The sequence below is a fragment of the Hyphobacterium sp. genome, from assembly GCF_965229905.1.
Classification (GTDB): Bacteria; Pseudomonadota; Alphaproteobacteria; order Caulobacterales; family Maricaulaceae; genus Hyphobacterium.
Genome location: NZ_OZ245930.1, coordinates 824,660 through 850,942, shown reverse-complemented (window position 1 = coordinate 850,942; position 26,283 = coordinate 824,660). Strand labels below are relative to the sequence as shown.

Genomic DNA, 26,283 nt, shown 5'->3' with positions numbered 1-26,283 from the left:
GCGGATCGGAATCGCGAAATGTCGGAAATCGACATGATATCAATAAGAAAGAAACAAGCCGACGCTCGTGTGCCGCCGGCCGACGCACTCGGTGACCCGGCAACAACTGCCGCCGGCCCGGCAGAAATGCACGCCCTGGCCGCCTGTGAGGAAGAGAGAGCGACATGTCGCTAAACGGAATTCTTGGCAGCGCGCTGTCAGGTTTGCAGGCAAGCCAGATCGGATTGCGGACTGCGTCCACCAATGTCGCAAACGTTAATACGCCGGGCTATGCACGCGTCGAGCCGGGTTTCTCCACTCGCGTTGTAAACGGCGTCGGGTTTGGCGTGAGTGTGACGGGCGTCGTTCGGGTCGCCGATGCCTTCCTGCAGGCGGCATCTGTCCGGGCAGCCGCGACCGCAGCCGAGAACGAAATCCTTGCCCGCGCGCTCGATCGCTTTCAGGCGCAGGTCGGCACTTTCGACGATGCTGGTTCTTTGTTCTCGCGCCTCAACACGGCGTTTACATCCATCGCCTCTGCATCGGTGGACCCAAATCTGAACGTTTCGAGGCTCTCGGTCGCTGCCGACCTTCAGTCATTTTTCAACGAGGGCCGGCGTCTGCATGCGGAGCTGCAGACCCAGCGCCAGGAAGCCGATGCGCGCATTGGGGCGACCGTCGAACGGGTCAATGAACTAACCGCCGAAATTGCCGCCCTGAACCTGCAGGTTCAGTCCTTGTCGAACGCCGCGTCTGATCCCACCGGCGCGCGGAACCGTCAGGCGGAACTCATCAATGAACTTGGAAAATACATCGCAATCCGGACTGTGGCGCAGTCCGATGGACGCATCTTCGTCTCCACGATGAACGGGGTGAGCCTCGTCCAGAACGGTGCGTCGGAATTGCGCTATCCACCGGCCGGATCGGGCGCGGCGGGCGTCGACTACGCGCGAATCACCATTGAGCCGCCGGGCGGGGCGCCGGCAACCGACTTCCAGGCCCATATAGACGGTGGTGAGCTGGCCGGATTGCTGACGCTTCGCGATGACGAACTGCCGGCGATCATGGAAGAGCTGGCGGAACTGATCTCCGGAACCGCCGACGCGCTTAACGCCGCGCACAATGACTCAACCGCTTATCCGCCGCCGTCAACATTGCAGGGGCATAATACAGGCCTTCTGGGCACCGATGCCTTGAACTTCAACGGCGCGACGACGATCGCGATTGCCGACAGCACCGGAGCCCTGGTCAAGCGGATCGATGTCGATTTCACCGCAAACACCTACAGCGTCGATGGTGCGCCGGCCGTTTCCTATGGCGCGGGAGCGTCAGTCGACGATTTCGTAACGGCGATGAATACGGCGCTCGGCGCGGACGGCTCCGCCAGTTTTGCGGACGGACGGCTGACGTTGTCGGCGACAGGCGGGAACGGCGTTGCCACCCTGCAGGATGAGACAACGCCGTCAGCGCGGGGTGGACGCGGCTTCTCACACTTCTTCGGCCTCAACAATCTGGTCGATTCTCCGCGCCCGGTGCATTTCGACAGCGATTTTCTGGCGACGGATTCGCATGGCTACACGCCGGGCCAGCAATTGGTCTTCTCGGTGACGGCACCGAATGGCACCGATGTCGGCGACATCTCTGTTACGGTTGCGGGCGCCAGTTTCGGCGATCTGCTGACCGCGTTGAACGACCCGACGACAGGCCTTGGCCGATACGCCACATTCAGCTTCGGAACCGACGGCAGCCTGGTCCAGACGCCCGTCGCCGGGTTCGAGGCATTCGACGTGACGCTGACCGCAGACAATACATCGCGTGGGACCACGGGGATCAGCTTTGGCGAACAATTCGGCCTGGGCCTGTCCGCGAAAGCCAACCGTATGGATGGTCTCAACGTCGCCGATCGCATTCGCGCGAACTCATCCTTGATGTCGTTGGCCAAGCTCGATCTCGCCGGCACCCCGGCAATCGGCGATATCGTGATCGCCGCCGGCGACGGGCGTGGCGGACAGGCATTGCAGTCGATGATCACAGCGACGCGGACCTTCGACCCCGCCGGCGGGTTTGCCACCAGCAGCGCCACTTTGGAAGCATTTGCAGCGCGCATCGCTGGCGACATCGGAAGCCGGGCTGCGCGTGCGGAACGCGCACTTCAGTCGTCACAAGCGCTGAAATCGGCGGCCGACCAGAAACGCGCCGATGTCGAAGGCGTCAGCCTCGATGAGGAACTCGCGAACATGACGCTCTTCCAGCAATCCTACAACGCCTCGGCCCGCCTCCTTCAGACCGCGAAGGAACTGACCGATACGTTGCTCAACCTGATCTGACGGTGACGCCATGACACGGATATCCACCGCCGCTGCCGCCCAGGCTGCTCTTCTCGATCTGATGCGCTCCCAGCGCAACGTGTTCGAGGCTCAACAGCAACTCACGACCGGAAAGATCGCGCCGGATCTGAAAGGAACCGGCTTTCGGGCAGAATCGCTCGCCGCAGCCTATGGCGCACGCGACCGCGCCGAGGGCTACCGCCTCTCGGCACAAAATGTGGCCAACAAGATGGAAGTCACGGCAATAGCGCTCGACAAGCTGGCCGAGGCGGCGACGGATCTCCGCGTGGCCATGACGGCGGTCGACGGCACCCACATCATGAGCCAGGCGCGCGAAGCCTTCGAAAAGGCCAAGAACGCGCTCGCAACACAGCACGGCGGCCGGTATGTCTTCGGCGGCACCCGCACCGACGCCAACCCCATCACTGCAACCTCGCTGGCCGATCTCGTCGCTGCCGCGAACGCATCCGACGTATTCGTCAATTCAAACCGGCGCCCGGTTGCCAGGCTCGACGATCAGATCACGCAGGAAACCGGCTTGCTGGCGGACGAGGTTGGCACGGATCTGATGGCAGCCTTCAAGCGCCTCGCCGAGTTCGATGCCGGGCCGAACGGTCCGTTCGACGGGCCGCTATCGGATGCCCAACGCACCTACCTTCAAGGTGAAATTGCCAACACATTGGCGGCCTTCGACAATATCAGCGACAAGATCGGCGAGAACGGAGCCCTGCAAAACCGCGTCGACGAAATGATCGCCCGACAACAACAAAAGACGGATTATCTCACCGGCCTGATCGGCAATATCGAGGATGTCGACATGGCGACGGCGGCCACGCGTTTCCAGCAAGCGCAGACCGCGGTTGATGTTGCAGCCCAGACCTTCTCGGTTTTAAGCCAGGTCTCGCTCTTGCCCTTCCTGCGCTAACCGGTCTTCCATCGCTTGGGCTTTTCGCCTATATCCGCGCCTCCTTTAACGACTGCTTCGGGCCTTGACCCCGTGGGAGAGCGTGATGACGACGACCTTGACGCGCGCCGGCGACAGCCGCGCCGACATCCTTATTCGTGAATTCGGCCTCGATGGCGACATCCTCGGCCTGGGCGGAAACCCGGCCGATCACCGTGTCGTTGTCGCGATGTCCGGCGGGGTCGATTCCACCGTGACGGCGACCCTTCTGCACAAGGCCGGTTATGATGTCTTGGGCGTCACGCTCCAGCTTTACGACCATGGCGCCGCGATCAAGAAGAAGGGCGCCTGCTGTGCCGGGCAGGACATCTATGATGCCCGGCGCGCCGCCGAGGAAATGGGCTTTCCCCATTATGTGCTCGATTATGAAAGCCGTTTCCGCGAAGCGGTGATGGACGAGTTCGCCGATACTTATCTGGCGGGCGCGACGCCGATCCCCTGCGTGCGCTGCAATGAGCGCGTGAAGTTTGCCGACCTGTTGGCGCAGGCCAAGCAGCTGGGCGCCGCCTGCATGGCGACCGGACATTATATCCGACGCGTTGATGGACCGAACGGACCGGAGCTTCGCCGTGCCGAGGATGCCGGAAAGGACCAGTCCTATTTCCTGTTCGCGACAACGCCGGAACAGCTCGACTATCTGCGCTTCCCGCTGGGCGGGCTCACCAAGGATCAGACGCGCCAGCTCGCGGAAGCCTTCGGCCTGGCCATTGCCGACAAGCCGGACAGCCAGGACATCTGCTTTGTGCCGGACGGCAATTACGCCGATATTGTCGAGAAGCTGCGCCCTGGCGCCGCCGAGCCGGGCGACATCGTCCATATCGATGGCCGAATTCTGGGCCGCCACGATGGCGTTCTGCGCTACACGGTCGGACAGCGCCGCGGGTTGGGTGTGGCCACCGGCGAACCGCTTTATGTCATCAAGCTCGATCCGGCCAACCGTCAGGTTATTGTCGGTCCGCGCGAGGCGTTGCGGGTGCGCGAAATCCGCCTGCACGAGGTCAACTGGATCGGCGATGGCCAGCTGCCCGCTCAGGACGGGGCGCCCATTCTGGTCAAAGTCCGATCGACCCGGCCGCCTGTCCCGGCGGTGATGCAGGTCGCGGATGGCAAGACCAGCGTGCTGCTCGACGAGGGCGAGGAAGGCGTCGCACCCGGACAGGCCGCGGTGTTCTACTCACCGGAGGATCGCGCCGATCGCGTCCTCGGCGGCGGTTGGATTACCGGGACGATCTAACCCCTCACCCTGGCGGCTCGACGCTTCGCGATCTCACCGCCTTTCCCTCTCCCCTTTCAAAGGGGAGAGGGTAGAGGAAGGCGGCCATGCAATGGCCGGCTTTCGAGGGTGAGGGGTTTGTGGCCACACGCTGAGCGACTATCCTCCCGCCATGACCAAGACACCCAATACCTACTTTGCTCAGATAGAGGAAAGCCTCGCACCGATCGCGCTGGCGCTGCGCGAAACGGTGCTACGCGCAGCGCCGGAGCTGACGGAAAAGCTCGCCTGGGGCTTTCCCTGCTATGTCGGCAAGGAGCGCATTTTCTCGATCATCGCACAATCAGGCTGGGTCAACCTCCAGCTCTGGTACGGTGCCGCGCTGGCCGACCGGTTCGGCCGTATCGAGGGGACAGGCAAATCGCTGCGTCACGTCAAGATACGCTCGCTCGGCGAGGTCGATGACGGGCTGGCAGAGATCATCAAGGCGGCCATTGTGCTGGATGCCTCCGATCCGCGCCGCGTGGCTTGACCGCCTCATCTTCGGGCGCGAAGGGTGAGCGGAGATCCCACTCGCCCCACCAACCCAGGGAAGTCGCCCCGGAAAACCTGCGCAATTCCATCGCCTTCCCCGATCAAGTCCTGCCGCCTTGGGTGCGCCGCAGCAATTTCCACTGCGCCAAGGCTTGACGAAAGGCCGCCGCCGCCGTTCACATGCGCGCCGAAATTTCCACATTCGGCGTCCAGCCAGGAGTGATCAATCATGAGTGCCAAGGAAGATCCCATCGTCATCGTCGGCATGGCCCGCACCCCGATGGGCGGTCTGCTGGGCGATCTCGCCCCGATGTCCGCGAACGAACTCGGCGCGGTCGCCGTCAAAGCCGCGCTCGAGGAAGCCGGTGTCGCCGGAGACGATGTCGAAATGATCTATATGGGCAATGTGTTGCCGGCCGGTCAGGGCCAGGCGCCGGCCCGCCAGTCGGCGATCAAGGCCGGTCTGCCGAAGTCCGTCGAAGCCACGACCCTGAACAAGATGTGCGGATCCGGCATGCAGGCCGCGATCATGGCCCGCGCGTCGTTGACCTCGGGGGATGCGTCCGTGATCGTCGCCGGTGGCATGGAATCGATGACCAACGCGCCTCACCTGCTGCCAACCCATCGCGGCGGCTTCAAATACGGTCACGACACCATCAAGGACCACATGGCCCAGGACGGTCTCGAGGACGCCTATGAGAACAAGCCGATGGGCGTCTATGCCGACATGATCGCGCAGGAGCATCAGTTCACGCGCGAACAGCAGGATGCTTACGCGCTGGAAACGCTCGCGCGGGCGCAGCGCGCCACCAAGGACGGCGATTTCAAGCGTGAAATCACGCCGGTCACGATCTCAACCCGCAAGGGTGACATCACCGTCGATACCGACGAATTGCCGCGCAAGGCGATGCCCGAGAAAATCCCGAGCCTGCGCCCAGCCTTTTCCAAGGACGGTACGGTAACGGCCGCCAACGCCTCGGCCATCTCGGACGGTGCGGCAGCGCTGGTCATGATGAAAATGTCGGAAGCGGAACGCCGCGGCCTCAAGCCGTTGGCGAAGATTGTCGCGACGGCGGCTCATGCCCATGAGCCGGCCTATTTCACCACAGCGCCGGTGCCGGCGATGCGCAAGGTGCTCGACAGGGCCGGCTGGTCGACCAGCGATGTCGATCTCTGGGAGATCAATGAAGCTTTCGCCGTGGTGCCGATGATTGCCATGAAAGAGCTCGGCCTGTCGCACGATATCGTCAATGTGAATGGCGGCGCTTGTGCGCTCGGTCACCCGATCGGCGCCTCCGGCGCGCGCATCATGGTCACGCTGCTGGCGGCCTTGGAAAAGCACGGCAAGACCAAGGGCGTCGCCTCGCTTTGCATCGGGGGCGGGGAAGCCACAGCGGTCGCGCTCGAACGGCTGAACTAGTCGCTCACAATAGCGGAATGAATAAACCCCGGATCGGCCGATCCGGGGTTTGTCTTGTCTGCCTCGGGATTAGAAATCCGGTTCGTCGTAGAGCTTGCCGTCTTTCAACAGATGATCGAGCGGCACGCCGTCGCGTGCTTTCACCCGTTTCAGAATGACGTGCGAATTATTCTCGCCGATGACACCGGTATTGAGCAGCCGGTTGCCGATGAAATTATTGTAGGCGGTCATGTTGGGTGTCATGACATGCATGACGTAATCGAAATTGCCTGTGATGGTGACCGTATCGACGACTTCCGGCACATCCTGAACCCAGTCCATGAACTTCTGGTGGTTCTCCCGGGATGGCGGCGAAATTTTCACCATCACCAGTGCCTGGAAATTCAGGCCGATTTTTTGATGGTCCAACATCGCGGTCCGCTTGCGGATAATGCCGGCACTCTCGAGATTGCGGATCCGGCGCCAGCACGGCGAGGCAGTCAGGCCAACCTTCTCGGCAATATCCGCCACAGATAGACCAGCATCCTCTTGCAGGGCAGCCAGTATCTTTATGTCAATATCGTCGAGTTTCATGAGGTTCCCGGTCTCCTGAGACGAAAAGCCACCATAGCGCTATAAAATTATTCTAACACTGGCAAATTCATGAGACTGCGCCGAGGTTTGGCATCGCTGAGCGCATCGCCGCGCAGCTCGCCATGAGTGGACAAGCACGGTCATTCCGCGCTAATGCCCGCCCGCCGAAGGCAAGCATCGCCTTCCACCCATCTGGCAGTCATCTCAGAGGCAGCGTCCATGGCGACACAAGATCCGCGCTATCGTGTTCCGGCCCCGAAATTCCGCCCGGGTGACGAGCCCGATTTCTCGCATATCGACATTCCCGCCGCCGGAGACGCACGGCGTCCCAGCATCGATATTCCCGGACCGGAAACCACCGATCTGGCGCTCGGCATGGTGCGCGTGCTTGACCATAATCACCAGGCGGTCGGCGATTGGAACCCGGAGATCAAGCCGGATGTTCTGCGCGAGGGGCTCCGCCACATGGTGCTGACACGGGTCTATGACGACCGCATGTTGAAACTGCAGCGCCAGGGCAAAATGAGCTTCTACATGAAGTCGACCGGCGAAGAGGCGGTTGCGGTCGCCGGCGCAATGGCGCTCAAGGACAGTGACATGGTGTTCCCGTCCTATCGCCAGCAGGGCATCCTGTTCGCGCGCGGCCGCGACATTGTCGACATGATGTGTCACTGCATCTCGAACAGCCGCGACAATCTGAAGGGGCGCCAGCTGCCGGTGCACTACACATGGGCGGAAGGCCATTTCTTCTCGATCTCGGGCAATCTCGGCACGCAATTCCCGCAAGCCGTGGGTTGGGCTATGGCCTCGCAGTTCAAGGGTGAGGACCAGGTCACGGCGAGCTGGATCGGCGACGGCACCACCGCCGAGGGCGATTTCCACGGCGCCATGACGCTCGCCTCGACCTACAAGGCACCGGTCATCCTGAATGTCGTCAACAACCAGTTCGCGATCTCGACCCACCAGAATATCGCGATCGGCGAGGCACCGACCTTTGCACTCAAGGGGCTGGGCTATGGCATCGCCTCGCTGCGCGTCGACGGAAATGACTTCCTCGCCGTCTATGCCACCATGCAATGGGCGGCCGAGCGCGCCCGCCAGGGGCACGGTCCGAGCTATATCGAATATTTCTCCTATCGTGCCGATGCGCACTCGACCTCTGACGATCCGTCCGGCTACCGGCCGAAGACCGAGGCCGCGGCTTGGCCGCTGGGCGATCCGATCGAGCGGCTGAAGAACCATCTGATCGGGCTTGGCGAATGGGATGAGGCACGCCACGAAGCGCTGGAAAAGGAGCTCAATGAGCTGGTCGTGAAATCCTACAAGGAGGCGGAGAGCTACGGCACGCTGCATGACGGTCCCTTGTCGCCCATCCCCTCGATCTTCGAGGACGTATTCGAGGAACAGGACTGGCGCCTCGTCCGCCAACGCCAGGATCTGGGGGTATAGGCTATGCCGAAGATGAACATGATCCAGGCGCTCAATTCGGCGCTCGACATCGCGATGGAAAACGACCCGAACGTCATCTCATTCGGCGAGGATGCGGGCTATTTCGGCGGCGTCTTCCGCGTCACCGCCGGCCTGCAGAAGAAATACGGGCTCGACCGGTCCTTCGACACGCCGATCAACGAGGCGGCCATCGCAGCGATGGCGATCGGCATGGCGGCCAACGGTCTGCGTCCGGTCGCGGAGATCCAGTTTTCCGACTATATCTTTCCGGCCATCGACCAGATCGTGAACGAGATGACGCGCTTGCGTTATCGCTCCGCCGGTCAGTACACCCAACCCATCGTCATCCGCTCGCCCTGGGGCGGCGGCATTCGCGGCGGCCAGACTCATTCCATGAGCCCGGAAGCCTTCTTCACGCACGTGCCGGGCCTTCGCGTTGTGATTCCGTCCAACCCTTACGACGCAAAAGGATTGCTGCTCGCCTCGATCGAGAATAATGACCCGGTCGTTTTTTTCGAGCCGAAGCGCATGTATAATGGCCCGTTCGACGGCAAAGCGGACGGCGCCCTGCAAAGCTGGGCTAACCATCCCAAGGGCGAGGTGCCGCAAGGCCATTACACCGTGCCGCTCGATACCGCCGAAGTGGTGCGCGAGGGCAGCGAGGTCACCGTCATCGCCTATGGCACGCTGGTTCATGTTGCGTTGGCCGCGGCCGAAAAATCCGGCATCGATGCGGAGGTCATCGATCTCAAGACGCTCACCCCCTACGATATCGACACCATCACCGCCTCGGTGAAAAAGACCGGCCGCTGTGTCGTCAGCCAGGAAGCGCCGCGCACCTCAGGCTTTGCTGCCGAACTGTCGGCGCAGATCCAGGAAGACTGTTTCTACGCGCTGGAAGCGCCTATCTATCGCGTCACGGGTTGGGACACGCCTTACCCGCACGCCCATGAATGGTCCTACTTCCCGGGGCAGGACCGCTTTATCAATGCGCTGAAAGCCGTGATGGAGGCCGCCTGATGTCCGAATACCGTTACAAGCTGCCCGATGTCGGCGAAGGCGTGGTCGAGGCGGAGATCGTCGAATGGCGCATCAAGGTCGGCGACACAGTCGAGGAAGACCAGCCCATTCTCGACGTGATGACCGACAAGGCGACGGTGGAAGTGCCGTGCGCCGTCAACGGCACCGTCACCAAGATCGTCGGCGAGCCCGGCGATGTGATCCCGGTCGGCACCGAAATCCTGTTCATCGACACGAGCGGCGCGCCGGCGCCTTCCGGGGATCCGGAAGAAAAAGAGGCCGAAGTCAAGGACGAGGCGCCCAAGGAAGAGGCCAAGCCGGAACCGGCGAAAGAAGAAGAGAAGCCGGATCCCAAACCCGCGCCGAAAGCTACACTGGCACCCGTCGCCCGCGCCGAGGGCGACAAGCCGCTCGCCAGCCCGGCCGTACGCCAGCGCGCCCGCGAGAACGACATTGACCTCGCCACTGTGCCGGGTTCCGGTCCGGCCGGCCGCATCACGCATCAGGACCTTGACGATTTCATCGCTTCGGGCGGACGCTTTGCCGCGCGCGCCGGGAGCGGCGGATCGGGCCGCGCCAAGCGCACCGGCGTCGAGGAGCAAAAGATTATCGGCCTGCGCCGCAAGATCGCCGAGAACATGGTCAAGGCGAAGACCACTATCCCGCACATTGCCTATGTTGAGGAGATCGACCTCACGGCGCTGGAAGATTTGCGCGCGCATCTCAACGCTACCAAGGCGGACGATCAGCCGAAGCTGACGCTGATCCCCTTCCTCGCCGCGGCGCTGTGCCGGGCCCTGCCGGAAACGCCGCAGGCCAATGCGCATTACGACACCGAGGCCGGCGTGCTGACCAAGTATGAGGCCGTCCATCTTGGCATCGCCACGGCGACGCCGAACGGTCTGATGGTACCGACGATCAAGCATGCCGAGGCGATGGATGTCTGGGAACTGGCCGCCGAGCTCGGGCGCTTGGCCAAAGCCGCCCGCGACGGCAAGGCGACGAAGGACGAGCTCTCCGGCTCGACCATCACCATCACCTCGCTGGGCGCGATCGGCGGCCTCGTTACCACGCCGGTGATCAACCTGCCGGAAACCGCTATCATCGGCGTCAACAAGATGCAGGAGCTGCCGCGTTTCGATGAGGGCGGCCGCGTCGTGCCGAAGAAGCTGATGAACCTTTCCTCCAGCTTTGATCACCGCATTGTCGACGGCTATGACGCCGCTGTGCTGATCCAGAAGGTGAAGGGCTATCTCGAGAACCCGGCGACGTTGTTTATGCCGTAGCTTGCGGAGGTCCCCGCGAAAGCGGGGATCTGAAACTTCCCGCTGCGCCCGGCGCGGCGCATGAGATCATGAGGCGGCGCTCGCGCCGGTGCTCGCATGGAACACGGCTCAAGGCTGTGGCGTCAGCGGATGTCATGGACGGAAACTGACCGGTTGCCGGAGTGGAGCTCCCCAAAGCGCGACCGCGCGCCCGCAGCGTGTCCGGCTTGGCCGGACTAAGCGAGGAGCGAAAGCCCGGATGGGCTTGAGCACAAGAGAATATCCCTCACATCATCGTGACACCAAGTATCGCATAGAGTTGGCATGATCCATTCCCGAACAGGGGAGATCGCCATGAAACACGCATTATCCATGCTCGCCGTGGCGCTGCTGACGGGTGCCGCCAGCGCTCAGGTCACGGGCGAGGGCACAGAGCGATGCGGCGATTATGGTGCGCCGCACCCGGATGCACCGCCGGAGTTTGCGCAATTTGCCTTTATTATCGGCGATTTCGATGTTGGTTATCGGACCTGGGACGCCGAAGCCGGCGGCTGGTTAGAACCGCAATTCCAGGCGCGCTGGAACGGCTATTACGGGCTCAACGGCCGCGCTGTCATCGATGAATGGTTCGATCCCGGATACGGTTACCGCGCCGAGTCCGGCACCGGCATCAACATACGCCTCTATGATGAAGGCGAAGGCCGTTGGGAGACTGCCTGGCACTACACGGCCAATTACGAAGTCCGCGAACTGCACCAGGAACTGCGCGAGGACGGAAGGCTCTGGCTCTGGCAGGTCTATCCGGAAGCGCCGCAACGCCGCGTCTGGTTCGAAACTTTTGATGATGGCGAATGGGCCCGATTCGAACAGCGCCGGAACGACGCCGGTGAGTGGGCCAACGCGGTGATGTTGCACGCCATTCCTGCAGACTGCGGAGAAGGCGGCTAGCCGCGAAGAGGGAACCTCACCCCGTGCTCCGCGTTCTCCTCATAAGCGAAGGAGAACACGATGCGATCTTTCTGGATTTATCTGATTGGCACACTGATGGCCGTCGCCGCTGTTGGCTACGGTCTTTATGCTGTGGGCGTCGGTACCACCTGGGTGGTGATCGCCGTCCTGCTGGTCGGCGGCATTGGCATCGCCAGCGGGGCCGGCCTCTCGAAGAAAAAATCGAGTGAATCCAGCGAGTCCGGCTAGCCGGTCGCGACTACGCCACCGACTGGCGATGTCCGAATTGACGAAGCCATTCGCGCGCCTCACTGGCGGTCCGGAAAATCTCGATCTCGTATTGATTGGCAAGGAATGGCATCGACTTCCAGAGGCGGACCATGGGCATGTTGTGATCATCGACGACCACCCACGCCATCTTGAAATCGGGTCCGCGCAACCGGCGGACGCGTTCAATCTCCCCGCGGAGTTCGCCCCGCATGGTGTCGATCGTGATCGCGGAAATGTCTGTTCCGGCGTCCAGAACGCCCAGACAATTCATCCCGGTTCGCCACTCGGGCGCGAAATACAGCCCCTTGTGGAGTCGGCTGAACGATTCAGCCGACAGCGCACCGCCCATGCGGAACTCCACAATGTTTCCCGCGCTAGGGAACTGAATATCGAACGCCATGACAGCCGGTCCCTGCTATCGTTAAAAGCGAAATCTCGTGAGGCGCGCGCGTGTAAAGAGAAATCGCGCTGAAATCAAGGTCGGATATTAAGGCCGATTGCATTGCCGCTATGCACGAATGGGAGCCCCCATCGCTTTTCCGCGAGGCGGGCCGAGGGCTCCGGACGCCCGGCTTCCCGGACGTTTCAGGACAGAGCAGGAATCGGGCCGAAGAAACCGATTACATGGGCAATCCGCCCCTCGGCATTGACCTCGGTTACGTCGAATCCCTCGATCAATAGCTGGCCGCCCTGATGGATCGCCCAATGATACCGGTAGAAACCATTCTGACCATCGACGCCGCTGGTTCGTGAATAGACCGCGCCCGGCAAATTGCCACGCACTGCATGGACGTTGGCTTCGAAATCTTCGACGCCGGTCAGATCGATGGACGGGTCAACGAAACGAACATCCGGTGCGAGCGCCTGGTCAAGATGGCCGCGCGTAAGAGACGCGTCGGCCTCGTTCCAGGCGGCCAGCATGTGATCCAAGGCTTCTGGGTATTCGCTCATGGTGATCTCCAGGGTTATAGAAACCGACATCGTGTCGGTATATGAGGCTGACACTACAAAACCGACCGGCAGTCTGTAAAGTGGGCTCATGACGACTCAAGCCGAGCGCCGCGCAGCGACACGCGCCAAGATTATCGCGGCGGCGCGGACCCATTTCGCGGATGCGGGGTTCGAGAACACCCACACGGGCGCGATTCTGGCCGCCGCCGGTGTCTCGCGCGGGGCGATGTATCACCATTTCGAAAGCAAGCGGGAATTGTTCGAGGCGGTTTTTATCGTCGTCTCGGAGGAGACGATTGCGCGTTCATTGAACAATCGTGTCGAGGCGGGGTCCCCTTTGGAGGAACTGGTCGAGGCCTGCCTGGCCTGGCTACGGTTTGCGCGCGAGCCGGAAGTGACGGCGATCCTGCTGGATGAGGGTCCGCAAGTTTTGGGCTGGAAACGGGCGCGGGATCTGGAAGAGCAATCCAGCCTCGGATTCATGAAACGCGGTTTGGAGCGCGCGGTCGCGGCGGGCGAACTTCGTGCGGACTCGATCGATCTGATGGCGAGGCTCGTAAACGCGCTGGTCGCCGAAATCGCACTTAGCGCCATCCACGCAGATCCGGCGCCGACCATTGCGGAACAGGAAGCGATTCTTCGACGATTTCTCGCCGGCCTGCGAGCGGCAGAATAGGGACGGCATGCAAGTCAGGCCTGCAAATCTGGTTCGCAGTGGCCATAGGCGCTCATAGCCGCCTTGCACCGCGGCCTCTTCCCCTCACACGGCTCCACGGTTAAACCGGCGCCCGGTATAAAGACGAGGAAATCGGCATGAGCGATCTGACCTGTGACGTTCTGGTGGTAGGCGGAGGCCCGGGCGGATACCCGGCCGCAATTCGCGCCGGTCAGCTGGGCCTCGACACCATTATTGTCGACAGGGATGGCTGGGGCGGCACCTGCCTGAATCGCGGCTGTATTCCCTCGAAAGCCTTCATCCACGCCGCCGACAAGTTTGCCGAGATGACCGAGCACGCCGAGCACGGCAAGCTGGGCATCTCGCTGTCTGCCAAGCCCAAGCTCGACATGAAGAAACTCGTCGCTTGGAAGGACGAGATTGTCGGCAAGCTGACGGGTGGCGTGGAACAATTGCTGAAGGCGGCTGGCGTCAAGGCGATCTCCGGCTGGGCCGAATTCGAGGACGCCAAGACCTGCATCGTGACGCTGGAAGACGGCTCCACCCAGAAGATCACGGCGAAGAATGTCATTCTCGCGACCGGCTCGGTCGAGGTCGAACTGCCCTTCTTGAAATTCGGCGGCAAGGTGATCGGCTCCACCGGCGCACTCGATCTCAAGAAGCTTCCCAAGAAGCTGGTCGTCGTCGGTGGCGGCTATATCGGGCTGGAGCTCGGCATCGCCTACCGCAAGCTCGGCGCGGAGGTCACCTTTGTCGAAGCCCTCGACCGCATCCTGCCGGTCTACGACAAGGAGCTGACCCGGCCGATTCAACGCTGGCTGAAAGAAAATGGCGTCACGGTTCACACCTCTTGCAAAGCCAAGGGCGTCGTCACCGAGGACAAGAAAACCTATCTCGAATTCGAGACCGCCAAGGGTGAGACCGAGCGGCTGGAGGCCGATAACATCCTCGTCTCTGTCGGCCGCAAGCCCAATCTGGAAGGCTGGGGCCTCGACAAGATGGGCATTCCGACCAACGGCAAATACATCCAGGTCAATGAGCGCTGCGAAACCGGCATGCGCGGTGTCTACGCGCTGGGTGATCTGACCGGCGAGCCCTTGCTGGCCCACCGCGCCACGGCGCAAGGTGAGCGCGTCGCCGAGATCGTCGCCGGTCACAAGACGGTCTTCGATCCGGTCGCCATCGCGGCGGTCTGTTTCACCGAGCCGGAAGTCGTCGGCGTCGGCCTGACCCCGGACGAGGCCAAGGATCAGGGCGAGACCGTCATCACCGGGAAATTCCCGCTGGTCGCCAATGGCCGTTATCTTTCCATGGAAGGCGGCGCCGATGGCGGTTTTGTCCGCATCACCGCGCGCGAGTCAGACCATGTCATTCTCGGCATCCATGCCGTCGGCAAACATGTCTCCGAGCTCTCGGGCGAGTTTGCCCTGGCCATGGAGATGGGCGCGCGGCTTGAGGATATTGCGGGTACGGTACACGTCCATCCGACCCTGACCGAGGGCTTCGCCGAAGCGGCGCTCGCTGCGCTCGGCCATCCGATCCATATCTCGGCGCCCAAGCGCTGATGGCTTCACTCGCCACGAATTTCGAGACCGGCTTCGTTCACCGCCAAACGGTGGTGGACGCCGACATCGATTTCATGGGTCACGTCAACAATCTGGTCTATTTGCGCTGGGCGGCGGGGATGGCCGAACGGCACTGGAATACCGTGGCGCCGCCGGAAATGGCGGCGGCCGGCCTCTGGGTCGTCTTGCGTCATGAAATCGATTATCACCGTGAGCTGAAACTCGGCGACGAGGTCGAAATGCGCACCTGGGTCGATGAACCTAAGGGCCTGCGCTTTCCGCGCCATGTCGATATCCGCAAATCGGGTGCCGACAAGCCGTCCGCCAAAGTGCTCACCACATGGACCTATATCGACGCCAATACCCGCCGCCCCTCGCGTTTGCCGGCGGAGGCAAGGGCGCTGTTCTTTCCGGTATAATCTCGTCATTCCGGGGCGCGCCGGAGGCGCGAACCCGGGACCCATTCCGGAATTTAACCGTCACGGCATGGGTCCCGGATCAGGCTGACGCCTGTCCGGAATGACGTGATAGTGGGGTCGATTCTTGGTTCTGGCCGATCGGACGTCCGCGCGTGTCGGACGATGAACCGCAAAGGCAGGCCCCGCCCTACATGGCGTGCCGGCCAGTCTTTCGCGGCGGGTTTTCAGCTCAATGGTGAAACCGCGAAGCGGCGCTGGCGCGCCCTTGACCTGAAAACCCGGCGCCGAAAACAATCTTGGCAGGGCATGGAAGGCGATCTGTGTTGGCTGGCCTCCCCCTGTAAACAGGCGAGGAAAGGACAACCCCGTCATCCTCCGACTTGTTCGGGGGATATTCGAGACCCTCCGGTCAAGCCGGAGGGAGACGAATGAATACAAGCGCGGCCGCATCTTTCCCCTCCCCCTTGTGGGGAGGGGTAGGGGTGGGGGGCTTTCCAGCGCGGCGACCTACGATTCACCCCACCCCGTCGATCCTTCCGGATCGCCGACTCTCCCCATCAAGGGGAGGGGAAAAGCGCGCCGGGCAATAAAAAACTACTCCCCCAATACCGCTTCCAGCCAGGCCGCCATAGCTGCCATGTCGAAATCCGGATTGTGCTCGCCGCCCTCGGTGCGGTCATGCGTGTAAACGGCACGCGCCTCGTCCAGCACCGCGATCATGTGATCGCCCTGGTCGGGCGGCACGATCGGATCGTTCGGCGAATCGATGATGTAAAGCGGCGGATCGTTGGCATCCACATAGGTCGCCGGCGAGGCCTGTACGACGACAGGCGGGGCCACTTCATAGTGACGGTCTTCGCCCCAATAAGGCCGGCCCGTATACATCGCGATCGTCTGCGCGGCATAGGATGAAGCCGTGTCCGGATCTCCCGCCAGCATGAAGGGTGCAGCGATCGTCACCGCTGCCTGGACAGAAGCCGAGGTCTGATCGACCGGGTCGGCGCCGGCACCGGGTTCGTCGTCCATCAATGCCGCCATCGCGGCGAGATTGGCGCCCGAAGAATGGCCCAGCGTGGCAATGCGTTCAGGGTCGATGCCCCATTGCTCCGCTGTGGCGCGGACATAGCGCACCGCCCGCCGCGTATCGTTTACCGCGGCCGGAAAACGGTTGCCCGGCGATGAGCGGTGATTGATGACGAAGGCGGTAAAGCCTTCAGAATTAAGCGTTTGGACCACGGCGCGCATATAGTCATAGCCGCGCATCTCGTTCAGCGGCGGAGCGGAATAAATCTCCGGGGCATACCAGCCCGAACCGGGGATCACGATGACGCCCAGACCGTTGCTCTCGTCCGGCGTGTAGACATCCATCAGCAGCGCAGCGCCCGACACCATGCCGTAAATGACATTGTCGGCCGCCGGCGTGATGTCAATCTCGTCCTGCGCCTGTGCGGATGCGGCAAGGGCGGCCGCTCCGATGGCGGCGGCGATCAGTCGTTTCATGAAAGGCTCCCCGGTTCGTTCTGGCGACACTGTGAACGCTGTTTACAGGCGAGGAAAGGGGTTAGCCCAATTGCCGTTTGATGCCGGCCGCTTTCGCGGCGTCGTTGAGCTGCTTCAGCGTCTCCGGATCCAGCGGCACACCCTCCGCCGAGCGGCGTTTCTTGAGCGCCCGTTCGGGATCGCCGGGCGCGATAACCGGGCTGTCCCAGTCGGCGGGCGGTGAGGCGAGGGCATAGTCCCACATGGCGTCCATCTCCCGCTCCATCGCCGCAGGATCGCCGAATGCATCGGGTGACAGAACGATCGCCATCATCTGATTGCGGATGCCGCCGCGGCGCTCATTTCCGGGCTGGATCGTGCCGCCGCCGGAAAACACCCCGGCCAGCAATTCGGCGGCAAAGGCCAGCCCGTATCCCTTGTGATCGCCGAACGGCGCCAGGGCACCCTTTTGTTCGAACCCCTTGAAACCAGACGGATCGTCGGTGGGCAGCCCGTTGGAATCGATAATCGATCCGAAGGGCACCCGCAGCCCCTTATTGGCCGCAACGCGGGCCTTGCCCATGGCGATCCGGCTGGTCGCCATGTCGAGCAGGAAAGCCGGCTTGGTCCCGGTCGGCGGCAAGGCAATGCAGACCGGATTGGTCCCCAACCGGCTGTCTGTCCCGCCATAGGGTGCGACCATCGGATCGTGATCGGTAACATTGACGAAAAAGAGCGCGGCAAACCCTTCCTGCGCGGCCATTTCGCCATAAGTGCCGATGCGGCCGAGATGGTGGGAATTCGACAGCGTGACCGCGCACAGCCCCAGCTCGTCCGCCTTGGGAAAGGCCGCCTTCATCGCCGCTTCGCCCGCCACACGCCCCCACGCATCATGGCCGTCGAGCTTCACAATGGCTCCGGCCGAATGAACGGTCTCCGGCTCGGCATTGACATCGACCAGCCCCTCGCGCGAATGCTTGAGGTAGGCGGGCAGGAGCCCGATGCCGTGACTGTCATGGCCCGCCAGATTCGAAGCGACAAGATGATCGGCAACGGCCTGCGCGTGCGGACGTTTCGCGCCGGCCTTTTCCAGGGCCGCTGCTGCAAACGTCGTCAGTTCAGCAGCCGGAATACGCACATCACCGGGTTGCATCGTCCTCGTCCTCCGGATCGTCTGGGCGGGTTGGCGGCGGCTGCCAGGCGCGGTCGATCGCATTATTGTCGGCCGTCCGGTCGCTGCGCATCGTGTCCATCATCATCTGGTTCTGGCGCCTTGCGATGGCAACATACTCCTCATTGTCGAACACGCTGACACTTTCCTTCCAGGCGGTGGCCAGCTCGCGCAGCGTCTCGCGGTCATGGCGAACGAAGAAGCGCACCGCCTTTTCAACCTCGAACGGATGTTCGCCCAGGGCTTCCAGCGCACTGCGGCCGGCGCGCACCGCGCTGTCGAAGGTCTCCCGGACGATATCGTTCGCACCGGCGGCATAGAGTTGGTAGACGTGATGCCGGTCGACGGCGCGCGCCACGATATGAATATCCGGCCGTTCGCGCCGCACATGTTTGACCAGCTCGGTGATCTGGTCCTTGTCGTCGATCGCGGCGACGAATTGTTTGGCCTCCATCAGGCCGGCCGCGTGCAATAGATCGGGCCGCGTTGCATCGCCGTAAAACGTCTTCACATCGAATTTGCGGAGCCCGTCGACCAAATCGCTCTTCAGCTCCAACACCACCGTCTCATAGCCCGAAGCACGCAACAGCCGGTTGACGACCTGTCCGAAACGGCCATGCCCGGCAATGATCGTCGTGCCGCGTTCATCGATCTCGTCGGCATCACGCGTGGGTCCGCCCTCGGTATAGGTTCGCGCAAAAACCTGCTCGTACAGAATGAACAGAAGCGGCGTCACCAGCATCGACAGCGCGACCAGCAGGGCGAGGATGGGCTGCAAATCCGGCGGAATGACATTGCTCTGGATGTTGAAGGATAACAGGACAAAACCGAATTCACCCGCCTGTGCGAGTGACAGCGTCATCAGCCAGCGATCGCGGCCGCGAATCCGGAAAATCAGCCCCAACACAAAGAGCACCGCCGCTTTCACGGCAATCAGCGCGGCCAGCAGGCCGAGGATCAGCGCCCAGTCGGCAAGGAAGACATCGAACCGGATTCCAGCCCCGACGGTGATGAAGAACAGGCCCATCAATATGCCGCGGAACGGCTCGATATCGGCTTCCAGCTCGTGCCGGTATTCCGAGTTCGCCAGCACCACGCCGGCCAGAAAAGTGCCGAGCGCCGGCGACAGGCCCACCGTGGTCATCAAGAGGGCAATGCCGATGACCAGGAACAGCGCAAAGGCCGTGAACATTTCGCGCAATCCCGAGCGAGCAATGAAGCGGAACAGCGGCCGCGTCAGATAAAAACCGCCGCCGACAATCAATCCGATCGCCGCCAGCACGACCGGCGGATAGGCCCAGCCGGGCAACCGGTCGACCAGGTTGAGATCCGGCCCGTGCCCGCCGCCGCCATGACCCGCATCGTGATCGCCGCCGGAAGGCGTCCCGTGCGCGGCGTCTCCGTCATAGCCCGCGCTGTGCGATGCGGCATCCTCGGCACCACTTCCCATCAGCTCCGGCATCGCCAGCAGCGGCAGGAAGGCCAGCATCGGGATGACGGCGATATCCTGGAACAACAGGACCGAGAAGGACGCCCGCCCGCCCTCTGTCTTGTCCAGGCTCTTCTCGCTAAGCGACTGCATCACGATGGCTGTGGACGACAATGCGAAGGTAAAACCGATGGCAACCGCAATCGTCCAATAGACGTCCATCGCCATGGCCGCCGCTGCGATCAGGGCGGCGGTCACGATGACTTGAAGTCCGCCCAGGCCGAGCAGCCGCAAACGCATATCCCAGAGCGCGCGCGGCTCAAGCTCCAGCCCGATCAGGAAGAGCATCATCACCACGCCGAACTCGGCAAAGTGCTGCAGGTCTTGGGTCTCGCTGCCCACCAGCCCGAACACCGGCCCAATCAGCACGCCGGCGATCAGATATCCGAGCACTGAACCGAGCCCCAGCCGCGTGCAAATCGGCACCAGAATCACGGCCGCCGTCAGATAGATCGTTGCGTCGAGAAGAAATCCGCCCATCGGCTAACCTTTCAAAAGCGTCTCGAGCTGGCCGTTTAGGAGCGGCACCCGCCGCGCGGCCTCAATATCCAGCTTGCGGTCGCGGAGGGCCGCGAGGACGCCTTTCCACTCGGCTACGAACTCGTTGAGGCGGTTGTCTTCGCGTGCATGTCCGGCACTGAAAAAGGCCATGGGAGGCAAGTAGACCATGCCGCAAAGGTCGGCGGTCTGTTCCAGCGGGGACAGCAGGGTGCGGACCGGAAAATGATTGTAGCCATCGGGGGAATAGGCTGTTTCCTGCCCGCCGGCCGTCAGCACGGGCATGAACAGCTTGCCGCGCAGGGCCGTCCCGTTCTGCCCGTATGCCCAACCGTGCTCAAGCACGATGTCCTGCCATTCCTTCAGGAGGGCCGGGGTCGAATACCAGAACAGCGGGAACAGAAAGATCACCGCGTCATGTTCGGCAAGGCGGGTCTGTTCCCGATCGGCATTGATATCCAGCCGGGGATACTCGGCATAAAGGTCGGCGAATGTGACGCCCTCGACGTCTTGCGCTGCCCGCCGCAGTGCACGTCCGGCAAAAGAGCGGCGCGGCGCGGGATGGGCAGCAAGGACCAGGATTCGGCGCGCCGTCGCATCTTCGCTCGGAATGCTCATTGTCCCCCCTGCCGGATCATAATCTGCAATCAGCATAGGCGGGCACTCGCGCTGTCGCCATGCCTTGCTCGCAGATTTCCTGAAACCGGGTGCTTGCGTGCTGCAGTTCTGCGAAGTATATCGCCACTCCTTCCGGTGCGGACCGCTTTGCGGGGACGCGCGAAGGTGTGGCGGAGTAGCTCAGCTGGTTAGAGCAGCGGAATCATAATCCGCGTGTCGGGAGTTCAAGTCTCTCCTCCGCTACCATCCCCCAATTGGCGCCAATGATGTGCCCAGTTTCAAGATGACTTGGTCCGGGTGCGATGCTACCGCTGGCGCAGCGACAGGGGAGCAGCCAATGTTCAAGGAATTCAAAGAATTTGCCATGCGCGGCAATGTGGTCGACTTGGCCGTCGGCTTCATTCTGGGAGGCGCATTCTCGACGATCGTCCGCTCGCTGGTGAACGACATCCTGATGCCACCGCTCGGTCTCTTGCTGGGGGGCGTCGACTTCGCCAATCTCTTCATCACGCTTGGCGACGGCGAGTACGCAAGCTTGGCGGACGCCCAGGAGGCCGGGGCCGCCACCATCAATTACGGGCTTTTCATCAATAATGTCATAGCCTTCATCATCCTGGCGTTTGCATTGTTCCTGATCATCAAGGGGATGAATTCAATGAAGCGCAAGCAGGAAGAAGCCCCCGCCGAAGCGCCGCCACCGCCGCGCGAGCAACAACTTCTGGAAGAGATCCGGGATCTTCTGGCGCGTAAGTAAAATCAAGAAGTTGCAAGTTTAAATGAGGCCCTGTCGAAAGGACACGCGGCGGCGTCAGCAGCATTAACCTTCTGGCCACCCTATTCATGCCCTTCTTGCCCGAGGTGATTCGCTCAATCCAGCGGCGGGAACAGGCGTGTTTGGACTCGAATTCAAAAAAAGAGCCCAGAAGAAACAGCAGGAACTTGCGCGCAAGGCCCGCGACGTAAACGAGGGCGCGCTCGAGGAAATCGACCGCGCGCGTCTGGAGATTTATTACAAGAACTGCGTGTCGGCCGTGCCCTTCAATGTTCTCAATGCATTGATACTGGGTGCCATGCTGCTAACCGCCGTACCGCCTCTCCAGGTCGGCATTTGGTTTGCAACCGGCGTGTTTTTCGCGACCGCTCGCTACTTCCTCGCCCGGCATGCCTTGAAGAGCGGCGCTCACCTGCCGCCGCTGACGCAGAAACTTTTCACCTTGCTGACCGTGGGTTCGGGCAGCATCTGGGGACTGGCCATATTCCTGCTGCCGCCGGACCAGATGACCTTCGCCCATTTCGCAGTGGGTTTCATGGTGGCCGGAATGACCGCCGGTGCTGCGATCTCGTCGGCGACGAAACCGATCGCGATCGTCGCCTATAATGCGCCCGCATTGGCCCCGGTGATCGCATTTCTGGTGATGCTGGGCGGTGTCGAGGGCTATGGCCTGGCGGCCGTATTGGCCCTCTATTTTGCGGTTACGATCCGGATTTCCGCGCAGTACAGGGACACGCTCAAGACAGCGTTCGAAGCCAACGCGTCGCTGGAAGGCGCTCGTACCCGAGTGGAAACACAAGCAAAGGCGCTGCGCGAGCTTGCCCGCCGCCACGAACATACTGCCAAGCGCGGCGAACAGGCGATCAGCGAGAAAACGGCCTTCCTGTCCAGCGTCAGCCACGACATCAAGAATCCGCTGGCCGGCATCATGGGCGTGGCGCGTCGGATTTCCGAAGACGACACGCTGGATGACGACACCCGCAAGAAGACCCGTCAAATCTACGAAGCGGGTGAAACGCTGATGCGTTTCGTCGGCGATCTGCGTGATGTCGCCGTCATTGAAGCTGGCAATCTCTCGCTGGCGCCGGGCGAAATCACGGTCGAACGGCTGGCGCGCGACACGCGCATGCTCTGGGAACCGAAAGCGAAAGCCAAGGGCCTTGGCTTCAATATCCGCGTGACCGGCGACGACCGGCTTGTCCTCGCGGCCGATAGCGCTCGCGTCAAGCAGATGCTGTTCACCTACATCCGCAATGCTCTGCGCTATACCGCTAGTGGGCAGGTTGATGTCGCGATTGACATCGAAAATCTCGGCAGCCGCGCCCAGATCAAGGTCGCGGTCGACGATACCGGCAAGGGCGTGCCGCGCGAAGCGGAAGGCCGATTGTTCAAGAGCTTCTTTGAGTCCGACGAAGACGGGATCCGCGTCATGGACGGCACGTCAACGGGGCTTACGATTACGCGTTATCTCGCCGAAGCGATGAATGGCAAGGTCGGCTACGCGCGGCGTCGCGACGGCGGATCACATTTCTGGTTCACCATTGAGCTTCCAAGTCTCGAGCGGCGTGAGCACAGCGAGGAAAGCACGGCGTCGGCTGCGACGAGCCCGACTGCGATCGAGGATGCGCGGCCTGCCAAAGCCGCCCGGCGATCCGGTCCCGAACTGCCCGAACGGCCTTTGCGGGTTTTGGCGGCCGAGGATAATGCGATCAACCGCACAGTCATTGAAGGCTTCCTCATCGCCAAGGGTTGGTCGGTGGAGTTCGCCGAAAACGGTCAACACGCCGTGGACGCCGCCCGCAACCGCGCCTTCGATCTCATTCTCATGGATATGCGCATGCCGGTGATGGACGGTTTGCAGGCGACCAAGGCCATTCGCGACCTTCCCACCACCGCCGCGATGACGCCGATCATTGCGCTCACCGCCAATGCCCGCCGTGAGGACGAAGCAGCCTGTCTGGCTGCGGGCATGGACGGCTTCATTTCCAAGCCGATCGATACGCAACGCCTGTTCGATACGATCGCCGGCGTATTGTCCGATGGCGGGTCGGTGGCCGTAGCGCAAGCCAGCTAGCCGGCCTTCCTCGGTGTTGATTATTCAGACTCCGCGTGCGTCGGTTTCCGAACGCACCCATTCGAGGAATCCGGCCGAGCTTCCTTCCGGCTCGACAAGCCACTCAAGGATCGCCGGCTCCTCATAGGGATGCAGCAATTTGACCCGTGCGCAACACGCCGCCGCGCGCGCCGTTTTCAGGATCATCACCCACTCTTCTTCGGCTTGCATCTTGCCTTTCCAGCGATACATCGAGGTGCCCGCGGGCAAGAGATTGGCGCAGGCGATGAGCTTGTCCCGGAGCAGCGCATCGGCCGCTGCACGGGCGCTCCCGGCATCCGGCCAGGTCGTATAGATGAGACTCACGTCTGACATTGACTCCTGTTTAGCCCTATAAGCGCGCGTCATGAAGACAAAGACGCCGTCCTCCACACTTGTCCTGTTCTCCGGTGGCCAGGATTCCGCAACCGTCCTGGCTTGGGCGCTTAGCCGGTTTGACCGGGTTGAAACGGTTGGGTTCGACTATGGCCAGAGCCACGAGGTCGAGCTTGAAGCCCGGATACAGGTGAGGGACGGGCTGATGCGCCTCAATCCCGAATGGGAAAGCCGTTTGGGTCAGGATCGCCTGGTCGATCTCACCGGTTATGGCGCGCTTGCTGAAAGTGCGCTGACATCGGATATGGAGATCGCTTGGCAGGCCGACGGATTGCCGACCACATTCGTCCCCGGGCGAAATCTCGTCTTTCTGACCGTCGCGGCGGCATTGGCGTACCGGCGCGGCTTGGAGCGCCTCGCAGGCGGCATGTGCGAAACCGATTACTCCGGCTATCCCGACTGCCGGCGCGAAACGCTAGATGCTGCGGAAACCATGCTGTCGCTGGGCCTGGCGCGAAAGATGCCGATCGAGACGCCGCTGATGTATCTGACCAAGGCGCAAACCTGGGCCTTGGCCAATGAGATCGGCGGAGGAAGTCTGGTCGACCTGATCGTAGAACGCAGCCACACCTGCTATCGCGGCGATCGCAGCCAGCGCCATGACTGGGGTTATGGTTGCGGCGATTGCCCGGCCTGCGAATTGCGCGCCAAGGGTTGGCAGGACTGGGGGGCAAGCCGATGACGTATTCGGTCAAGGAAATCTTCCTGACGGTACAGGGCGAGGGCGGTCAGGCCGGCCGTCCGGCCGTCTTCTGCCGGTTTGCCGGTTGCAATCTCTGGAGCGGGCTCGAACGCGACCGGGCCACGGCGATCTGCAATTTCTGTGACACGGAGTTTGTGGGCACGGACGGCGCCGGTGGCGGGAAATTCAAGACCGCTGGAGACCTCGCTGAAAAGGTCGCGGGCTATTGGCCGGGAGGCGGCCGCCCGCTGGTGGTCTGCACCGGTGGCGAACCGCTCTTGCAGCTCGACGACGACTTGATCGCCGCGTTCAAAAAGCAGGGATTCGAGATCGCCGTTGAATCCAACGGCACGATTAAGGCGCCCGCGGGTATCGATTGGCTGACGGTCAGTCCCAAGGCGGATGCGGCCATTGTGCAGACATCCGGCGAGGAGCTGAAACTCGTCTACCCGCAGCCCGGCGTTGATCCGGCACGCTTTGAGCAACTGGATTTCAAGCGGTTCTCGCTTCAGCCCATGGATGGGCCGCATCAGATGAAGAATGCCCAGGCAGCTTTTGAATACTGCCTGGTACACCCCAAATGGTCATTGAGCCTTCAGACCCACAAATGGATCGGCGCGCCTTAGGCGGGCCTAGGAACCGGAATTGACCGCGTCTTCAAGATTGTCGGCCAAACGCGACGCGAAACGGTCGAAGGTCCGGTTGGCGTCGGTCCACACGCTGGCATAGCGCGCATCCAGGATGCTCGGAGTTGTCCAGCTGTAGACATAGCTCGCAATCACTGCGCCGTCGGCATCGCGAAGCTCGGCCGTGACATGCGCCCCGCCACGCCCATAGCTTTGCCAGGACAGGCCGGAAATGCCTTGCTGCGCGAAGGTCGGCCGGTTCGGCGTCGCATCCTCGATGACCACATGCAGCATAGCCGCTGCTCCACCATCGGCGAGCAGAGAGACTGACCGCAGCTCGCGCTCGAGATCGGCGGTCAGCGTCCGGATCAGCCGGTCGAACTCACGGTGACCGTAATCCTCGCCTTTAGCTTCGAGTTCCGATCCGATCGTGATTTCGGCGATGGCGACCGGCGCGGTCGGGCTGCCGGCATAGTCAGCGGTGAAATGCTGGGCAAAGGCCGGCGCCGCCAGACACGCCGCTCCCAGGACAGAAACCAGAACACGCATTTGCGTTCCTCCCAATAACAAGCTGTCCCCACAGTTATAGTATAACGAACCGGCGGCCGCCTGTCAGGAAAATTTAGTTGTCGTCCTCGTCGTCATCGTCGTTGCCATCGCCAGGGATGGCGGTACGGACGACGGCCTCGCCAACATTGCCCGCGGTCTCGAGGGCCGTACCCGTCGTGCGAACGGCTGTCTCCGCGACCATCGAGGTCGCACCGATCACCAGGCAGCCGGACAATACCGGGGCGCTGGCAATGAAACCAAGCAGAACAAGAATGCGCCGGACGTTCATGACAATCTCCCAAGCCAAGGGGATCATGATCGCCCGGCACCGATTCACA

The 26,283-nt window shown here is 62.1% G+C and carries 27 protein-coding genes and 1 tRNA gene; 18 read left to right on the top strand and 10 right to left on the bottom strand.

Annotated features, from left to right (window positions below; genetic code table 11):
• Positions 1-164: 164 nt before the first annotated feature.
• From flgK to ACO08C_RS04265, 5 genes are all read left to right on the top strand, one after another.
• Positions 165-2,306: a flagellar hook-associated protein FlgK gene (gene flgK / locus ACO08C_RS04285; protein WP_421787774.1), complete on the top strand. Its 2,142-nt coding sequence runs from the start codon at positions 165-167 to the stop codon at positions 2,304-2,306.
• A 10-nt stretch (positions 2,307-2,316) separates the two neighbouring features.
• Positions 2,317-3,231 carry a flagellin gene (locus tag ACO08C_RS04280; protein WP_421787773.1) on the top strand — a complete coding sequence of 305 codons (915 nt, stop codon included), beginning with the start codon at positions 2,317-2,319 and terminating at the stop codon, positions 3,229-3,231.
• An 85-nt stretch (positions 3,232-3,316) separates the two neighbouring features.
• A complete protein-coding gene (gene mnmA, locus ACO08C_RS04275) occupies positions 3,317-4,504 on the top strand; it encodes a tRNA 2-thiouridine(34) synthase MnmA (protein ID WP_421787772.1) in 1,188 nt (395 codons plus the stop codon).
• Positions 4,505-4,655: 151 nt separating this feature from the next.
• Positions 4,656-5,015, top strand: a complete 360-nt coding sequence (locus ACO08C_RS04270) for a DUF1801 domain-containing protein (protein ID WP_421787770.1) — start codon at positions 4,656-4,658, stop codon at positions 5,013-5,015.
• A 231-nt stretch (positions 5,016-5,246) separates the two neighbouring features.
• Entirely contained in the window at positions 5,247-6,437 is a 1,191-nt protein-coding gene (locus tag ACO08C_RS04265; protein WP_421787769.1) for a thiolase family protein, read from the top strand.
• Between the two features lie 69 nt (positions 6,438-6,506).
• Here ACO08C_RS04265 and ACO08C_RS04260 read toward each other — a convergent pair whose 3' ends face one another.
• Positions 6,507-7,010, bottom strand: coding sequence for an Lrp/AsnC family transcriptional regulator (locus ACO08C_RS04260; protein WP_421787768.1), 504 nt, complete (start codon positions 7,008-7,010; stop codon positions 6,507-6,509).
• A 219-nt stretch (positions 7,011-7,229) separates the two neighbouring features.
• Between ACO08C_RS04260 and ACO08C_RS04255 the strand changes: the two genes are divergently transcribed.
• The 5 genes from ACO08C_RS04255 to ACO08C_RS04235 all read left to right on the top strand — a co-directional run bounded on the left by ACO08C_RS04255 (position 7,230) and on the right by ACO08C_RS04235 (position 11,941).
• Positions 7,230-8,459 carry a thiamine pyrophosphate-dependent enzyme gene (locus ACO08C_RS04255; protein ID WP_421787767.1) on the top strand — a complete coding sequence of 410 codons (1,230 nt, stop codon included), beginning with the start codon at positions 7,230-7,232 and terminating at the stop codon, positions 8,457-8,459.
• 3 nt (positions 8,460-8,462) lie between these two features.
• Positions 8,463-9,479, top strand: a complete 1,017-nt coding sequence (locus ACO08C_RS04250; protein ID WP_421787766.1) for an alpha-ketoacid dehydrogenase subunit beta — start codon at positions 8,463-8,465, stop codon at positions 9,477-9,479.
• The gene (locus tag ACO08C_RS04245) at positions 9,479-10,765 is read left to right on the top strand and encodes a dihydrolipoamide acetyltransferase family protein (RefSeq protein ID WP_421787765.1); all 1,287 of its coding nucleotides are present in this window, start codon (positions 9,479-9,481) and stop codon (positions 10,763-10,765) included. Before ACO08C_RS04250 ends, ACO08C_RS04245 begins: the two co-directional genes overlap by 1 nt.
• A 333-nt stretch (positions 10,766-11,098) precedes the next feature.
• Positions 11,099-11,692 (top strand): hypothetical protein, encoded by a 594-nt coding sequence (locus ACO08C_RS04240; RefSeq protein WP_421787764.1) that lies wholly within the window; start codon positions 11,099-11,101, stop codon positions 11,690-11,692.
• A gap of 60 nt (positions 11,693-11,752) precedes the next feature.
• Positions 11,753-11,941, top strand: a complete 189-nt coding sequence (locus ACO08C_RS04235; protein WP_421787763.1) for a hypothetical protein — start codon at positions 11,753-11,755, stop codon at positions 11,939-11,941.
• Positions 11,942-11,951: 10 nt separating this feature from the next.
• Here the strand turns inward: ACO08C_RS04235 and ACO08C_RS04230 are convergent, their stop codons facing one another.
• The gene (locus tag ACO08C_RS04230) at positions 11,952-12,362 is read right to left on the bottom strand and encodes a hypothetical protein (RefSeq protein ID WP_421787762.1); all 411 of its coding nucleotides are present in this window, start codon (positions 12,360-12,362) and stop codon (positions 11,952-11,954) included.
• A 185-nt stretch (positions 12,363-12,547) separates the two neighbouring features.
• Positions 12,548-12,913, bottom strand: a complete 366-nt coding sequence (locus ACO08C_RS04225) for a nuclear transport factor 2 family protein (RefSeq protein WP_421787761.1) — start codon at positions 12,911-12,913, stop codon at positions 12,548-12,550.
• 88 nt (positions 12,914-13,001) lie between these two features.
• On the opposite strand from ACO08C_RS04225, the gene ACO08C_RS04220 reads away from it, so the two are divergent.
• From ACO08C_RS04220 to ACO08C_RS04210, 3 genes are all read left to right on the top strand, one after another.
• Positions 13,002-13,589: a TetR/AcrR family transcriptional regulator gene (locus ACO08C_RS04220; protein ID WP_421787760.1), complete on the top strand. Its 588-nt coding sequence runs from the start codon at positions 13,002-13,004 to the stop codon at positions 13,587-13,589.
• A 137-nt stretch (positions 13,590-13,726) separates the two neighbouring features.
• Complete coding sequence (gene lpdA / locus ACO08C_RS04215) at positions 13,727-15,154, top strand: dihydrolipoyl dehydrogenase (protein ID WP_421787759.1); 1,428 nt, start codon at positions 13,727-13,729, stop codon at positions 15,152-15,154.
• A complete protein-coding gene (locus ACO08C_RS04210) occupies positions 15,154-15,573 on the top strand; it encodes an acyl-CoA thioesterase (RefSeq protein WP_421787758.1) in 420 nt (139 codons plus the stop codon). The genes lpdA and ACO08C_RS04210 overlap by 1 nt, the downstream gene beginning before the upstream one ends.
• A 594-nt stretch (positions 15,574-16,167) precedes the next feature.
• On the opposite strand, the gene ACO08C_RS04205 is transcribed toward ACO08C_RS04210, so the two are convergent.
• The 4 genes from ACO08C_RS04205 to ACO08C_RS04190 form a co-directional block, all read right to left on the bottom strand.
• Positions 16,168-17,073, bottom strand: a complete 906-nt coding sequence (locus tag ACO08C_RS04205; protein ID WP_421787757.1) for an alpha/beta hydrolase fold domain-containing protein — start codon at positions 17,071-17,073, stop codon at positions 16,168-16,170.
• 61 nt (positions 17,074-17,134) lie between these two features.
• Positions 17,135-18,205, bottom strand: a complete 1,071-nt coding sequence (locus ACO08C_RS04200; RefSeq protein ID WP_421787756.1) for a malate/lactate/ureidoglycolate dehydrogenase — start codon at positions 18,203-18,205, stop codon at positions 17,135-17,137.
• Positions 18,192-20,192 carry a cation:proton antiporter gene (locus ACO08C_RS04195; RefSeq protein WP_421787755.1) on the bottom strand — a complete coding sequence of 667 codons (2,001 nt, stop codon included), beginning with the start codon at positions 20,190-20,192 and terminating at the stop codon, positions 18,192-18,194. Before ACO08C_RS04195 ends, ACO08C_RS04200 begins: the two co-directional genes overlap by 14 nt.
• Before the next feature lie 3 nt (positions 20,193-20,195).
• Positions 20,196-20,828, bottom strand: a complete 633-nt coding sequence (locus tag ACO08C_RS04190; protein WP_421787754.1) for an NAD(P)H-dependent oxidoreductase — start codon at positions 20,826-20,828, stop codon at positions 20,196-20,198.
• Positions 20,829-20,997: 169 nt separating this feature from the next.
• Between ACO08C_RS04190 and ACO08C_RS04185 the strand changes: the two genes are divergently transcribed.
• The 3 genes from ACO08C_RS04185 to ACO08C_RS04175 all read left to right on the top strand — a co-directional run bounded on the left by ACO08C_RS04185 (position 20,998) and on the right by ACO08C_RS04175 (position 23,674).
• Positions 20,998-21,074, top strand: a tRNA-Met gene (locus tag ACO08C_RS04185).
• Positions 21,075-21,165: 91 nt separating this feature from the next.
• Positions 21,166-21,582 (top strand): large conductance mechanosensitive channel protein MscL, encoded by a 417-nt coding sequence (gene mscL / locus ACO08C_RS04180; RefSeq protein ID WP_421787753.1) that lies wholly within the window; start codon positions 21,166-21,168, stop codon positions 21,580-21,582.
• Positions 21,583-21,718: 136 nt separating this feature from the next.
• Positions 21,719-23,674: a response regulator gene (locus ACO08C_RS04175; RefSeq protein WP_421787752.1), complete on the top strand. Its 1,956-nt coding sequence runs from the start codon at positions 21,719-21,721 to the stop codon at positions 23,672-23,674.
• A gap of 24 nt (positions 23,675-23,698) precedes the next feature.
• Here the strand turns inward: ACO08C_RS04175 and cutA are convergent, their stop codons facing one another.
• Positions 23,699-24,028: a divalent-cation tolerance protein CutA gene (gene cutA, locus ACO08C_RS04170; protein ID WP_421787751.1), complete on the bottom strand. Its 330-nt coding sequence runs from the start codon at positions 24,026-24,028 to the stop codon at positions 23,699-23,701.
• Between the two features lie 31 nt (positions 24,029-24,059).
• Between cutA and queC the strand changes: the two genes are divergently transcribed.
• Together queC and queE are read left to right on the top strand one after the other, a co-directional pair.
• Complete coding sequence (gene queC / locus ACO08C_RS04165; protein ID WP_421787750.1) at positions 24,060-24,770, top strand: 7-cyano-7-deazaguanine synthase QueC; 711 nt, start codon at positions 24,060-24,062, stop codon at positions 24,768-24,770.
• Positions 24,767-25,396 carry a 7-carboxy-7-deazaguanine synthase gene (queE, locus tag ACO08C_RS04160; protein WP_421787749.1) on the top strand — a complete coding sequence of 210 codons (630 nt, stop codon included), beginning with the start codon at positions 24,767-24,769 and terminating at the stop codon, positions 25,394-25,396. Before queC ends, queE begins: the two co-directional genes overlap by 4 nt.
• A 6-nt stretch (positions 25,397-25,402) precedes the next feature.
• Here the strand turns inward: queE and ACO08C_RS04155 are convergent, their stop codons facing one another.
• Together ACO08C_RS04155 and ACO08C_RS04150 are read right to left on the bottom strand one after the other, a co-directional pair.
• Positions 25,403-25,945 (bottom strand): hypothetical protein, encoded by a 543-nt coding sequence (locus tag ACO08C_RS04155; RefSeq protein WP_421787748.1) that lies wholly within the window; start codon positions 25,943-25,945, stop codon positions 25,403-25,405.
• 73 nt (positions 25,946-26,018) lie between these two features.
• On the bottom strand, positions 26,019-26,234 hold the full coding sequence (locus ACO08C_RS04150) for a hypothetical protein (RefSeq protein ID WP_421787747.1): 216 nt from the start codon (positions 26,232-26,234) through the stop codon (positions 26,019-26,021).
• Positions 26,235-26,283 lie beyond the last annotated feature (49 nt).